This window comes from Adlercreutzia muris, from assembly GCF_041223505.1.
Taxonomy (GTDB): domain Bacteria; phylum Actinomycetota; class Coriobacteriia; order Coriobacteriales; family Eggerthellaceae; genus Adlercreutzia; species Adlercreutzia muris.
Map to the genome: position 1 here is coordinate 405,388 of NZ_JBCLQK010000001.1, position 14,147 is coordinate 419,534.

Genomic DNA, 14,147 nt, shown 5'->3' on the forward strand with positions numbered 1-14,147 from the left:
CGCCGCGCAAGTACTATCATGGAGTCAACAGGTCATCATTTTCAGAAAGAGAAGGAGGGAATCGTGGGCGCGATGCTCGCCTGCCTTATCAGCCGATTCAAGACGTTCTGGCCCATGCTCGCCGGCATGGTGTGCGCCCGCACGGCGCTCATCGTGGCCTGCTACGGCAGCTATGCCTCCACCGACGACGGCATCTTCACCGACGGTGCCATGCTCGTCACCTGCCTTCTGTTCGGTCTCACCTTGCTCGTGGCCATCCGATCCCACCGGGTGCTCAACGACACCACGGTCCAGTGGGCCTTCATCGCCAGCACCGTGGGAGCTGCGGCGGCCTCCATGGCCCTTTCGGTCTTGGACGACACCGATGCCGCCCTTGCCTCCACCGCCTTCGTCCTCAGCGTGCTCAGCACCGTCGCGCTGTCCCTGTGCATGTTCTACTGGCTGCGCTGCCTGCGCGGCACCGACGAGGTCACTGCGGCGCTGTTCGTCTTCAGCGCCTTCATCATCAGCGAGGCGCTGGTCTATCCCTTGTCGTTTCTGCCGGTGCGCGGCCAGAACATCATCGGGGCAGCGCTCATCCTAGCCCAGCTCGCCCTATTGGGGCCGGCCGCCCTACGTGATGGACTGGCCGTCGAGCGGCTGCACCGCCGGGCCCGCACCTTCTTCACCTTCGCCCGCAGCCACATCCAGGACACGCGGTTTCTCGTGGCCTGCACCGCCGGCATGGGGCTCCTCAGCTTCGTGGACGGCTTTTTGCGCGGCTACCCCGACGGCTTGCCCATCCCCTTCACCCCGGCCACGCGCCTAGCCTACGCTGCCTGCGCCATCATCCTGTGCGCCCTGCTCGCTATCCTCGTCGTGCGCCGACGCGAGCGCGTCATGACCGTGGGCATCTTCCTCGTCATGGAAAGCCTCGCTGCCGGCTCCCTAATCCTGTTCGGCGCCTTTCCCTTCCAATGGGAAATAGGCGCGGTGCTGGTGAACACCTTGAACGTGATAATCTGCGCCTACTGCTGGTACGTCATCATCGCGTTCACCAGCTTCGGCGATCGCGATCCCTACTACTACGCCATGGGCGGATGGATCATCTGCTTCGGCTCGCGATCGGTCGCCCGCATGGCGCTGCACTTCACCTATCCCCTCACCGGCAACGATCTGCTCATTACCGCGCTTTTAGGCGCCCTCATCCTGTTGTCGGCACAGGTGGTGCTCGTGCAGTTCTTGTTGGCCGAGCACCGCGAGGCCGCCACCCAGGCCGAGGAGCGCGAGGCTCGGGCAGAGGCCGACCTGCAACGGGCGCAGCAGAATGTCGATCGCACCCAGGAAGCCCTTGCGGCGGCCGAAGAGGCCCTCGGTGCCGTCACGCGCAATGCAGCCGAGCACGAGGCGGCCCGGGTAGCCGAGGCCGTGGCCGCCGTGCAGAAGGCAGCCCTCGAAGCGGTAACGGCGGCCCAGGCCCAGCGCTGTATCCGCTGCACCGACGGATGCTCGCCCGAGCACCCCCGCGCCGCCAGCCCGGATGCCCCCGCGCCCGCGGCGGATCCGGGCACCGCCTCCTGCGCCTCGCTTCCTTCGGCAGCCGCCTCCGATGCCGACGGCATCATCAGCGCATCGCTGCGCAAGCGCGTCCGCGCCATGGGTGAGCAGTTCCTCCTGTCCGACCGGGAGGTGGATGTGCTCACCCTGTACGCCCTGGGGCACACCCAGAAGAAGGTGGCCGAAGCGCTCTACATCACCCCCGCCACCGCTCACAGCCACATCAAGCGCATCTACAGCAAGTGCGGCCTGCACTCGCGCCAGGAGATTCTGGAATATCTCACCACCTGGGGCTCTTAGGGGCATTGCCCGTTGCACCGAGTCCGCTTCAGCCCTATGATGCGAACGACGCGTCGAACATGCCGCGCCCAGCCCGTCCATCGAAAGCGAAGGCCCATGAGCACTCAATCGAATAAGCAATCCAGCAACCCGACGGGCGCGGCCCTCTACCTGCGCTGGCTCGGCATCCTCTGCGCCGTCATGGCCGCCTTCTGCCTCGGCATATTCATCATCGGATACAAAGATCCCAGCTTCGGCCGCATAGCCACCTTCATAGCGCTGGCCATCGCCAGCCCCGTCCTGCTCTGGCTCTCCCGACGGCTCCGCTAGCCCTCCAGAACCGCCGAGCGCGGTCCCCTTGCGAAAGCCGCGCCCGCCATTTTCGGCGGCCGCCCCATTCCTTACGGCAGCCGCGGCCGTTGTTTTCGACGCCCCGCCTCCGGGGCGCAGCAACCCCTACCCCTCGTAGCTCGCCTTCAAGGCGGCGAACGCCGGCATCGAGCGCTCGATGACGTCGCGGGCGATGCAGTAGGACAGGCGCACCCAGCCGCCCACGCCGAAGCTGTCCGAGGGCACGATGAGCAGCTCGAACTGCTTCGCCCGCTCCGAGAAAGCGGCCGCATCCTCCTCCAGCGCCCGCACCCACAGGTAGAAGGCCCCGTCGGGCTCCACGTACTCGTAGCCCAGAGCGGCAAGTCCCTCGGTCAGCAGGCGCCGGTTCTCGGCGTAGGCTGCCACATCCGAGGGCTCGTTCACGCAGCGGGCGGCCACGCGCTGGAGCATGACCGGAGCACACACATAGCCCAGGGCCCGGCCGGCGCCGGCCACGGCCACGGCCACCTCATCGCCGTCGGGGGCGGAATCGGACACGTACACCCACCCGATGCGCTCGCCCGGCAGCGACAGCGATTTGGAATAGGAGTAGCACACGATGGTGCGCTCGTACACCGACGGCACCCAGGGCACGCAGGCCCCGTAGGCAATCTCGCGGTAGGGCTCGTCGCTAATGAGGTACAGGGGCCGGTCCAGCTCCGCCTCTTTCTCCCGCAACAGATCAGCCAGGGCCTCCAGGCTCTCCCGCGTGTACACGGCGCCCACAGGATTGTTCGGCGTGTTGATGATGACGGCGCTCGTGCGCGGCCCGATGGCCGCGGCCAGCGCCTCGATGTCCGGCTGGAAGCTCGGCTGGGCCGCCGGCACTTCCACAATGACGCAGCCCGCCGCCTCGATCCACGTGCGATACTCGGGGAAGTACGGCGCGATGACCACCACCTCATCACCCGGTTCGGTCACCGCCGCAATGGAGGCGGCCAAAGCCGCCGCCGCGCCGGCCGTCAGGTACACATGGGCCGCCGTGGCCGGCACGCCGTAGCGCTCGGCAATGGAGGCGGCCACCGCCGCACGCACCTCGGGCAGGCCCGCGGCCGGCGAGTAGGCGTGCAGCGCCACCGGATCGCCCTCCAAAAGCTCCAGCAGCGTATCCCGCACCAGGGCAGGCGCCGGCACCGAGGGGTTGCCGATGGAGAAGTCGAACACGTTCTCCGCCCCGATCTCGGCCTTGCGGGCAAGCCCGTAGGCGAACAGCTCGCGAATGGCGCTCGGCTCGTCGCCGAGCCCGTACATCTTCTCGTTAATCATGGCGCTTCCTTTCCCTCTGCACGGTGCCCGCAACGGCTCTTCTGTGCTGTCCCCTCAGGATACTACAACGGCCCCACTCCCCAGCGTCGCCTCCGCCGAGTCGACCACCGCGGCCCCCAGCTGGACGATCTTGCCCTGCAGGTCGGGGTGCGCCCGGAAGACGAAGGCCCGGCCCTCCTGCTCGCGCACCAGATAGCCCTCCCGCTCCAGACCGAGGAAGTCGGCCCGGGCCGTGCCGTAGGCGATGCGGAAAGTGCGCTGGTGCGGCGCGATGCGCAAAATGGCCCCCGGCTCGCGGCACAGCGCCGCCAGAATGGACTTCTGCCGTGGGTTGATGTGGGACTCGAAGATGCGCTCGATCTGCTCGTTGAGCTGCTCCAAGTAGGTGATGGACACCGCCAGGCGCTCCAGCTCCCGCAGGTACAGGCGCAGGTTCAGCTCAAAGTAGGGGGTGAAGTCGAAACCGAAGCCGTAATCAGTGGACCAGTGCTCGAACACCGCCTGATGGCGACGGGCGTCCACCGGCGCATCGGGCAGGCTCGGGTCGAAGCCCTCGGGCAGCCAGCTGAGCACTGGCAGGCCCCACTTCAGGGCCAGGATGTTCCGCAGCAGCAGGCCCACGAGCACGTTCAGCTGCGGCAGCACGTTGAAGTAGCGGAAGAACCAGGTGATGTTGATGATGCGCAGTACGGGGCCGAAGCGCATGTCGTCGCCCACCTCCCGGGCCCGAGTGCAGACGAGGTCCATGAGCACCTGGGACTGCGGCGGGGGCAGTTGCGGATCCAAGGGCGCCAGCACGCGCTCGGGCAGCTCTTCCACATCGACCCCCTCGATCAGCCCGTAGTAGAGATTCTCAATGAGCCCGTGGGTCACCTCGCGGCGAGCCAAATTGTCGCATTCGTTGGAGAGCCAGAAGTAGTTGGCGATGAGCTGATCGACCGAGTTGGCCGGAGCGGCGCCGGTGAACAGTTCGTGCACGCGATCCTCGTCGGCCACGATGCCCTCGGCGAGCAGGCCACTCACCAGGGTGCGCTCAATGAACCGGGTGACGAAGGGAGAGCCCTGCATCTCGCGCAGGGAGCGCTCGAGGGACGAGTCCACCTTCGAGCGCACCTCCAGCATCTCGGAATTGAACGAGAGAGAGCTCGTGGTGACCATCCACATGTCCACCTCGCGCTCGGGATCTTCGGGAATGTAGACCGCCGCCTGCTTGCGGATAGAGAAGAGGATGCGCCACATATCCTCTTTGGAGTATCCGGCGGGCAACTCGAAGCGGTCCAGATCGTCGAACAGCAGAATGCCCACATCCACCGCCGTGCGCAACTCGTAGAACACCGGATGGCTCATGAATGCCACCACGTCATCGACGGCCAACTGCGGGCGCTCGGCGGCGTTCTCCGCAGCCGCCCCACCCCTCGCTTCTCTGTCTTTCGATCCTCGAACCATGGAAACCCCCTCGGGATAGCCGCAGCCCCTTGCTCGCGTCATGGCCCATATTATCAAAGCTCACTGATGCTATGAACAATTATTGACAAAGTAAATATTAGATTCTGCTTCTACTGCTATCAATTTCTGTCTTAACTACTACTATTTTCTATCCAAATTATTATTAGAAATTTAGATATTGATAATAGAGCCGAGGGGCCCTATAGTTAAGCCATCGAAAGCACCGGATCCAAGGAGGCCCACCATGAGCGACTGGCCCGTCATCATCCGCTAACATCCGGGCGTTAACCGCCCCCGCACATCCTGCGGTCGCCCTACCCGCAGGCCCTCTGAGGTAAGAACCCCGCTGCAGCCCTCATTTCGGCAGCGGGGTTTCTTGCACCTTGCAGGGGTTCTCCCGTAGCGCCCTTCGCGCCCTGGCGACCACGACGCTCTGTTGCACCTCAGAGCCCGAACATCTCTTACGCGAACGGCTCGAAATCCTCCACCAGATCGATGAGCTGTGCCTGAACGAGAGCTGCCACCACCTCACCCGCGACGACCTCTACGAGCTTACGGCCGACATGGGCACCTACAACCCCCACTGGGCCCATCACGAGGAGCTTGAATGCACCACCTGCCATAAGGCCCATCGCGCCTCGGTCATGTACTGCACCCAGTGCCACGCCCAGGCCGAAGTGCCCGAGGGCTGGCTGTCCATGGCCAAGTCCAACAACCTCCCCGGCGTGAAGGCCCCGGCAGAGGCCGCCCAGTAGTCCCGCACCCCAACCGACCATCCCTCCTCCCCAGCGAAGAGGCCCCCGCAGGCAAACTGCGGGGGCCTCTTCGGAACCCGCCGAAGCCCGCTCGAACATACTGCCAGAAGACATGGCGCACCTCGGCAGAGAGCAGGTCTCGCGACACCGCCCGCTCGTCTTCGCCGACGCCCATGAGCGCCAGAAGAGCACCCCCCCCCGCTTTGCGCAAGGCGGGAACCAGGCTAGAACGCGTCGGGGGTTACGGCAGCAGCAAGGGTTCCCACCGATTGGTTGCCGACCGCATCGCGAGCGTGCAGCTCGTAGGTGCCGGTGGGGAGCTCCAGATGCCAGAGGGTTTCGGCGGCAGAGGGAGCGCTCTCGGAGGCCGCCCGCTCCGGAGCAGCTTCGAAGCGCTGGCCGTCAGCGGCGAGGCAGTACACTTCGACCACGGCAGATTCGTCGGCAAGTCGCAAGACGGTCACGCCATCGCGAACGTCGCTCTCCACCAGCACGGGACCTTGGGTGTCGGCAACGGCGGGCTGGGCCAAGGGAGCAGGCTGCTCGAAGATCACTTCGGGACGCGGCGCCCCTGCGGCGAACAGCACGGCGCCCACAGCCAGCAGCACGGCCGCGACACCCACCAGCTTCGTCGCCCCATCCCGGCCCCGTCGCGACGGCACGCGCGCGCAGCGCAGCCATCCGTCGGGAGCCCGATCGACCTCCACCGCCTGCTCCAGCAGCGCCGAGAACGCCGGCGCCAGCGGCAGCAGACCCATCTTGCGCCGCAGCGTAGCCAGCGCCCGGCTCAAGATGCGCTTCACCGTGGCCCGCGACACTGCGAGCGAGGCCGCGATCTCGTCCAGCTTCATGTCCTGGTAGTAGCGCATCAGCACCGCATCGCGCTCCTGGTCGGTTAGCTCCTCGCGCAGGGCCCGCGCCAATCGCGCCGCCTCGTCGCGCTCGTCGGCCCGCTGGGCCGGGTCGGCCGCCGCCGGCGCCACCACCGCACGCTCGGCGCCAGCCGCTTCCAGCATCTCGTCTTCGGTGGGCAGCGGCATCTTACTGGTGCCCTGCCGTTTGAAATGGCGCTTGCACAAGTTCCGTGCCGTGGCATTCAGATAGCCCACGAAGGCGGCGGGCTCGATGGCATCCAGGTTGCTCCACGCCACCAGGTACAGCTCCTGCAGGATGTCCGGCGCCGCTTCCCGCCCCACCCGGCCCACGATGGCGAAATACTGCATCTGGGCCGTGCGCAGGTACAACTCGTGGAACGCGCGCCGATCGCCAGCCTGGGCCGCGCGCACCAGTGTCGCCACATCCCGTCGTCGCCCCGCCTCGCGCACTGTCGCCCCCCTTCGCCACTCCATCTTCGCCACATCCATCACGGGCTCCCGCCGAAACGGAGTCGCCCCGCCCAACTCGCCGCGCATTATAGCGCATCGCCGAGCATCCGATGCAATCCGAGAACCAAACCGCCCTTTTGCGACAGCGCAGCCGGCAAAAGGGGCTCAAATGGCGAGTTTGGTTCCCCTTCGTATACCAAAGGAGCGTTTTGAGCCAAACGCGACCTGGGCTTTTGCCGCCAACGATACCAAACCGGCGTTTTCAGGGGAACCAAACCCCTTGTTTCTGACACCAGAAGCGAATACCCTGGCGCAAACGAGGGATTTGGTTCCCAAGTCTCTTGCGGGCCCTCTTGCTGGAAGCAGCACGACACCGATACCGCAAGAAAGCATGCGTCACGGCAGAGCACTCCCCCGATCCCATGCCGCGAAGAAGTCGCCAGCGATGAAAAATACCGAACTTTTTGAGCCATTTTCCCCAACAGGTTGATTAACCCTCAGGATTTTTGTCTATTCACCCGTTCCGCCCCCTCGGGGGAAGCGCGGAACCTGCACAAGGAGGCGATCATGACCTGGGGAAAGAGAAGGGAAGCAGCCGCCACGCGGAGCGGCACACCACTAGCGCAGGGCCGCAGGCCCGCAACCGCCGCCGTCGCACGCCTCGGCCACCGCGCCCTGGCTGCCACCCTGGCCGCCCTGCTCGCGGTGGCCCTGCTGCCGGCCCTGCCCGCAACCGAGGGCGTCGCGCCGCGCACCGCCGAGGCCCTCACAGGCACCACAGACTACTCGAAGGTCCTGAAAGCCACCAACCTCTTCGGCGAGCCGGCGCTTATCCAAGGATCCACCATGCGCATGGCCTCGACCCTCGATGATAGCCACTACACCAACTACGGCGCCTGGGGAAGTGCCGCGGGTTTCGTATCAACCGACAAGATTTCGCTTCTTCATAACTGGGAGATTCGCTTCAGCGGACGATTGCCCATCGGATTCTCTTATCAAAATATTGATAGAATCATGATGAAATTCGCCCCTGGATTCATCCGGGGACCCGAGCTAAGCTCCTCATCGGGCTACGCATGGAACTACAAGACCGAATGGCGCTCGTCCACCAGTTCAACTGCCACCACCATATACTTATGCGAAATAGTCAACGGCATGGAGAAAGATGCACCTAAAAATCCGCCAAGTGCGCCCCTGGGGAAACAGCAAATGTCGTTCGCCTACAATGCGCGCACCGATCGGGCCACATTGAAGGTGGGGAGCTCCACGCTCGATGTCCCCAGCGTGAGGACAAATCTCGGAACAAGCGCCTATCTTTATTTTGTTGGAATCATCGAGTGGACCACCAGCGCTGGCGCGCCTCAGCCATCGGCTCCCGCCAACTTACAGCTCGAGGCCACCTTCGACTCCATGACGCTGCCCAACCTCGATCCCGAGATCTCGGACATCACGCTGTACCGCTACAACGACGCCACCGACGCCTACGACATCCTCGTCGGCGAGGACGACGTGCTCGAGCGCGACGAGGTGGTCCAGGCGCGCTGCACCATCTGCAATCGCAACACGGCGGCATCGGCTGGCGGTTACAGCGAGCAGTTCGGCATGCACCTGAAGCTGGCCGACACCGAAGCTAACCCCACCCGGGGCATCGAGCCCTTCGCCGACAGCACCCACCCCCTTCAGGTGAACGGCTCCACCGTGGCCACGGCGGCGGGCCCCAACACGCTTTCCGGTGCCAACGGCGTGCCCATCACCCTCACCGGCAACCAGGCGGTCAACGTCACCTACTACGCCCGCGTGAACCAAGCCGGCGGCCAAGCCGTCACCGTCAGCCACGAGCTGGTGGAGGACTCGTTCCAGGGCAGCCAGTTCAAGACCGTGGAGCTTTTGGCCGAGCAGCCCCTGAAGCCGGCGCCCGACGACGTGGACCCCGATGATCCCGCCTCCGGCGCAGGCAAGGACTTCCACTACACGCGCCTGCCCCGGGCAAACGAGAACGGGTGGAACAACAGCGCCACCTCGCCCGTACGCGTGACGTTCTACGCCGGCGACTTCGACCGCTTCACCGTAGCGGCAGCCGACGGAACCGCCCTCGGCGAGCTGGGCGACCGCGAGGCGTGGGTGCGCGCCGACGACACCGACGGGCTGCCGATCACCCTGCAAGCGTCCAGCGCGTCGGGCGCCGTGTCCAGCAAGGGCACCGATACCATCCGCATCGACACCCAGGCACCGACGCTTTCCTGGGACGCGGACGCGAACACGCTGACCGCCAGCGACGAGGCCGCGGCCGGCTCGGACAAGGCCACCTCGGGCGTGTGGAAGGTACGCCAGGTGAAGGCCGACGGCCGGCCCCTGACTGCCGAGAACGTGACACCCGCAAGCGCCGGCGCTACTGCATTCGGAGCCGAGGGCGACAACACTGCGGCATCTCCGGCGACCGAGGGAACCGAATGGGCCTTCACGCTCGCCGACGGAAAGGGCAATGCCCGGGAGACGCTTCCCGCCGTGCAGCCCGGCTTCTACGTGGCAGAAGACGCCGCCGGCAACGTGAGCGCCCCCTTCGAAGTGAGAGACCCCAGTATCGACCCGGGCCCCGACGGCCCGGATGGCCCCGACAATCCCGACGGACCCGATGGCCCCGGCGATCCGGGTCCCGATGGCCCCGACAATCCTGGCAATCCTGGTACGGGAGATCCCGACAACCCCGTCAAGCCCGACCCCGATAAGCCCGACATGCCGGGCCCGGGCGATACCGACCCCAATCCCGGCCCGAACCCCGGCCCCACGGCGCCCGCCTTCCCCACGATCACCCCGAAGCCCGACGGCACTGGCGCCACGGCGCCTGAGCCGCTCACGCCCACCGAGGTGGTCACCGACTCCTCATCGGGCCTCACCCACGCGATGATCCACGACGAGCTGGCGCTGCCCACTTCGTCGAAACCCGTCACACCCGACATGATGGCCCAGCTTATTGACGAGCGCTACGTGGTGGGCACGGGTCTCACCGACCGCACCATCAGCCGCAGCCCCGTACGCCTCTTCAACAGCGCGGGCAATCCCGCAGAGGCCATCGACCGCAGCCGGCCCGGCACCTGGATTGCCGAGCAGACCTTCACCGACGCCGCTGGCAACACCACCACCCTGCGCCTGACCATCACCGTGCGCGACGACACGGCCGACGGCACGCTGGGGGCCGGAACGGCCGACGGCGGGGGCGCGAGCGGCAAGGGCAGCGCTGTCAGCGGCCATCGCACCACCCTGGCGAACCACATCGGCCAGCTGCCCCAGACCGGCGGCATCCTGGGGGCGTGCCCTCTGCATATCCTGTTCGCCCTCATGGTGCTGATGGCCTCGGCCTACAGTCTCGGCCGTCTGCGCCAGCGCCGCCAAGCTGAACGCGAGAGCGAACGCGAGCAGCGCGAGGGCGCAGCTGCGGGCAGCGGTTGGCCCAATGCCCCCTGGCTGCAAGCCGGTGACGGCGGCAGCGATGCCGCAGCGCAAAACGACACCGAAGCGGCAGGGTTGCTTTGCGCAGCCGATGGCAGCGGCATACTGCGGAACCGTGTCGCCGCCCAGCTTTCCGACCCCATCCCCACTGTCACAGCGCAGGATGGCTCCGATGATGCGGGGCTTGCGTACGACGGCGGCATCACCAGCCCGCAGGGCGATGCTGGCAACCGTGCTGCTCGCTTTACCCTTTTCGATGGCACAGTGCTGGGAGCCATCATGTTGTGCGCCATCGCCCTGGGCACGCTCGGTTTCTGCCCCGTCGATCCGTTCTTCGCCGGAGCTACGGCGCTCGTCGCCCTCTTCTGGGCCTGGCGCCTCACCCGCACCCCGCGCTACCCGAGGACCGTCACGGAGCCACCACAGCGCCGCCTCGAGCAGGACGGCGCCCTCAGGGGATAGGGCGCCACTTTCCCCATCGTTCCCGGGCGCCCTGCGAAAACCCGGCGATCCCCATCCAAGCCACCGGGGCTACCGGGACACATCCGGCCCATCCCCGACTCCCTGTCCCTCGGCTGGCACGCTTCAGCCCGTCCCCGCAGGCCTCGCAGCCTTCCCCTGCGGCGCGCTAGCCATCCCCGCGGCCCGTCGGTCATCCCGCACACAAAGGGACCCCGCAATGCGGGGTCCCTTGCCAGCCAGCCAATCTCGCATAACCACGGTACCGCAGGCTTTCCCGCCAACGGCGCCGAAAAGCCTACTTCACGTCGTCGAGCTTCTTGCCGGAATGATCGTGGGTCATGAGCATGGCGACAAGCGCGATAACCGCGATGGCCACCATGTACCAGGCCGGAGCGATGGCATTGCCCGTCACATCGATCAACCAGAACGAGATGAACGAGGCCGAGCCGCCGAAGATGGCGTTGGCCAGGTTGAAGCTGAGCGCGAAACCGGAATAGCGCACGTCGGTCGGGAACGTCTCGGTCAGGTAGCTGGCCAGTGTGCCGTCGTTGATGGTCAGCACCAGGCACATCACCAGCTCCACTACAAGAATCACACCGAAATTCATCGTGCCGAGCAACATGAAGGCCGGCACTGTGAGCACGATGAAGCCCACGCAGGCGCCGACGAGCATCTTCTTGCGCCCGAACTTGTCGGAAATGCGCCCGGACAGGAAGATGAAGGCAATGTAGACGATCAGCACGATGGTGGTAATGATAGAAGCCTCGCTCGCCGGGTAGTTCAGCGTCGTCTCCAGATAGTTCGGCAGATAGGTGAGCACGGCGTAGAAGCCCACGGCGTTCAGTACGCAGGCGCCGAAGGAGATGATCAGCACCTTGAAGTGCTTCTTGAACAGGGTACGGATGGGGTGCTCCACCTTCTCGCCCATTTCCTTCATGCGATCCTGCATCTGGGCGTACACCGGAGAATCCTCCAGATGCGTGCGGATGTAGTGAGTAATATAGCCCAGCGGCAGTGCCAGCCAGAACGGAATGCGCCAGCCCCAGTCCACCACGAAGGCAGAATCGGCGCCCCACACCGAGAACATGAACGTGGCCAGAAGCGACCCGACCAGCAGACCCGTGGCCGTGGAGGCCGGCACCATGGAGCAATAGAAGCCTCGATGATTGTGCGGGGCGTACTCCGCGATAAACGTGGCCGCACCGGCGTACTCGCCAGCCGCCGAGAACGACTGCACCATGCGCAGCAGCAACAACAGCAAAGGCGCGCCCACGCCCAGCACGGCATAGCCCGGCAGGCAGCCGATGAGGAACGTAGCGCCGCTCATGAGCAAGATGGACACCGACAATGCCCACTTGCGGCCCTTCTTGTCGCCCATGTTGCCCCAAAAGATTGCGCCGATGGGGCGCACGAGGAACGAGAGGGCGAACACGCCGAAGGTCATCATGACGGCTACCGTGTGGTCGTCGTCGGGGAAGAACACCAGCGCGATAACAGTGGCAAGGTAGGAATAGCTCGCGTAGTCGAACCACTCGATGAAGTTACCGAGGAAGGAAGACCCCGTCACCTTGCGCAGAACGGCATGCTTCTCCGCCTCGGTAGCCTCGGCGTAGGTGGTGCTCTTCACGGGGGTTGCGTTACTCATGGGAATCACCCGCCCCTTCGGGTGTCAAACAGAAAGCGGTCATGGCTTCTCCTTTCAATAATGCCCTGACTTAGCTTTACACCTTACCACATCAGGACTTTTGTGCAGACGAGAAAATCCAATTACGCAAGTGCACAATTTTTTGAAAAGACTCCCAACAAAAAGGAACCCGCCGAAGCGGGTTCCTTGAAAACGCTCTCGCGCAGAGGTGATGCGAAGCTTACTTCCACATCTCGGGGCGCACGAGGGTGGGATCCTCGACGCGGTTCGGGAAGTAGTCGAGGCACTCGCCCTCGCGGTAGACGTCGGCGGTGGAGCAGTGCAGGCCGCCGCCGAACGGGTAGGCGTCGCGCAGGTCGCAGGGGATGACGTTCATGCCCAGCTTGTCCATCTGCTCCTGCTGGTGCACCTCGGAGGCCTCCACGATGACGGTCTTCGGGTCGAGGACCAGGCAGTTCATGGACAGCCACACGGAGGAGTAGCACAGCGCCGGCGGCTCGGTGTGGGCCGGGTCGGCGGCCTCGACGATCTGCCAGTCGTTGGCCTCGAAGATGGCGCGCTGCGGCTCGGGCAGCGGGCGGTGCGGGTTGTTGATGATCAGGCCCGGGCGCAGCGGCACGAAGGTCGCGTCGATGTGGATCGGGTAGGGGTCGCCCGGGAAGTTCACGGCGTGCACGCGGAACTCGGGGTAGTAGCGCTGGAACCAGTCCATGGCGGCGCGGTTGGTGGTCAGGCCGTGCTGGATGAACAGGTCCTTGCCCATGCGCATCACGTCGGCGGCGTCCCACATGGGCTCAACCTCGGTGGTCACGAAGTCCTTGGCGGCGGTGCGCTCGAGGCGCTCCTCCAGGGTGATCTTCTCGTCGTAGTAGTTGTGCTTGTAGGACTTGTCGGTCAGGCGCGGGCGGGGGGCCTGGGTCCACTTGAAGTCGGGGTCCTGCTCGAAGTACATCTCCATGAGGGGCCAGTAGGCCAGGTACTCGAAGTAGCGGCAGCGGAAGGAGTTGGCGGCGGCCATGATCTCGTTGCCGATGGTCAGCAGGATGTCGCGCGGGGGCATGCAGGTCATCATGGAGTCGTTGCGGAAGTCCGGGGTGCCGATGGCCTGGTTCCACTGCAGCGGGGTCGGGCGGTCGACGACGACGCCGCGGTCCTCGAGGATCTTCACGAGGTTCTCGAGGCACTCGTTGCCGCGCTCGACGGTCTCGAGCGGGCGCAGGCCCCACATGCCGCGCATCTCGGAGTCAACGGGCACCTTCTCGGAGGTGGCGGGCTCCTCCGGCGGGATGACGGAGTTGTCGCAGCGGCCGACGATGACGCGCTTCAGCGGGTCCCAGTCGTTCCAAGAGCTGACGATCTTTGCCATAAATGTGCTCCTATCTCTCATCTAGCAGCAAAATGCGCCCCGTTGTTGGGGGGCGCATCCTTTATACCATTTTTTGCAGTTGCACAAAAGCCTTTTACCGAAATTTTACCTTATAACTCAGAAAAACATCATGAGCCGAGCCCATTTGCTGATACGGATCTTGGGCACCGCCTCGCATCGCTGCCGCAGATGCCCAAGCCCATGGATGCTCCCTTGATGGCGACGGAGCGAGCGGCAGCGGCGCGAGC

The 14,147-nt window shown here is 65.2% G+C and carries 10 protein-coding genes; 5 read left to right on the top strand and 5 right to left on the bottom strand.

The features are described 5' to 3' along the window. Positions 1–72: 72 nt before the first annotated feature. Together AAK988_RS01595 and AAK988_RS01600 are read left to right on the top strand one after the other, a co-directional pair. Positions 73–1,836: a helix-turn-helix transcriptional regulator gene (locus AAK988_RS01595; protein WP_369880315.1), complete on the top strand. Its 1,764-nt coding sequence runs from the start codon at positions 73–75 to the stop codon at positions 1,834–1,836. A gap of 96 nt (positions 1,837–1,932) precedes the next feature. After that, positions 1,933–2,145 (top strand): hypothetical protein, encoded by a 213-nt coding sequence (locus AAK988_RS01600; protein WP_369873105.1) that lies wholly within the window; start codon positions 1,933–1,935, stop codon positions 2,143–2,145. Positions 2,146–2,271: 126 nt separating this feature from the next. Here AAK988_RS01600 and AAK988_RS01605 read toward each other — a convergent pair whose 3' ends face one another. After that, positions 2,272–3,453, bottom strand: coding sequence for a pyridoxal phosphate-dependent aminotransferase (locus tag AAK988_RS01605; protein ID WP_369873104.1), 1,182 nt, complete (start codon positions 3,451–3,453; stop codon positions 2,272–2,274). Positions 3,454–3,507: 54 nt separating this feature from the next. Continuing rightward, a complete protein-coding gene (locus tag AAK988_RS01610) occupies positions 3,508–4,899 on the bottom strand; it encodes a hypothetical protein (protein ID WP_369873103.1) in 1,392 nt (463 codons plus the stop codon). A 383-nt stretch (positions 4,900–5,282) separates the two neighbouring features. Here AAK988_RS01610 and AAK988_RS01615 point away from each other — a divergent pair, with 383 nt between their 5' ends. Beyond that, on the top strand, positions 5,283–5,654 hold the full coding sequence (locus tag AAK988_RS01615; RefSeq protein WP_369873102.1) for a cytochrome c3 family protein: 372 nt from the start codon (positions 5,283–5,285) through the stop codon (positions 5,652–5,654). A 224-nt stretch (positions 5,655–5,878) separates the two neighbouring features. Here the strand turns inward: AAK988_RS01615 and AAK988_RS01620 are convergent, their stop codons facing one another. After that, positions 5,879–7,003 (bottom strand): RNA polymerase sigma factor, encoded by a 1,125-nt coding sequence (locus AAK988_RS01620; protein WP_369880297.1) that lies wholly within the window; start codon positions 7,001–7,003, stop codon positions 5,879–5,881. 145 nt (positions 7,004–7,148) lie between these two features. On the opposite strand from AAK988_RS01620, the gene AAK988_RS01625 reads away from it, so the two are divergent. Together AAK988_RS01625 and AAK988_RS01630 are read left to right on the top strand one after the other, a co-directional pair. Then, entirely contained in the window at positions 7,149–7,469 is a 321-nt protein-coding gene (locus tag AAK988_RS01625) for a hypothetical protein (protein WP_369873100.1), read from the top strand. Between the two features lie 77 nt (positions 7,470–7,546). Beyond that, positions 7,547–10,888, top strand: a complete 3,342-nt coding sequence (locus AAK988_RS01630; protein ID WP_369873099.1) for a hypothetical protein — start codon at positions 7,547–7,549, stop codon at positions 10,886–10,888. 295 nt (positions 10,889–11,183) lie between these two features. On the opposite strand, the gene AAK988_RS01635 is transcribed toward AAK988_RS01630, so the two are convergent. Both AAK988_RS01635 and AAK988_RS01640 read right to left on the bottom strand, forming a co-directional pair. Further along, positions 11,184–12,533, bottom strand: coding sequence for an MFS transporter (locus AAK988_RS01635; protein ID WP_369880298.1), 1,350 nt, complete (start codon positions 12,531–12,533; stop codon positions 11,184–11,186). A gap of 220 nt (positions 12,534–12,753) precedes the next feature. After that, entirely contained in the window at positions 12,754–13,899 is a 1,146-nt protein-coding gene (locus AAK988_RS01640; RefSeq protein WP_028026562.1) for a serine/threonine protein kinase, read from the bottom strand. Positions 13,900–14,147 lie beyond the last annotated feature (248 nt).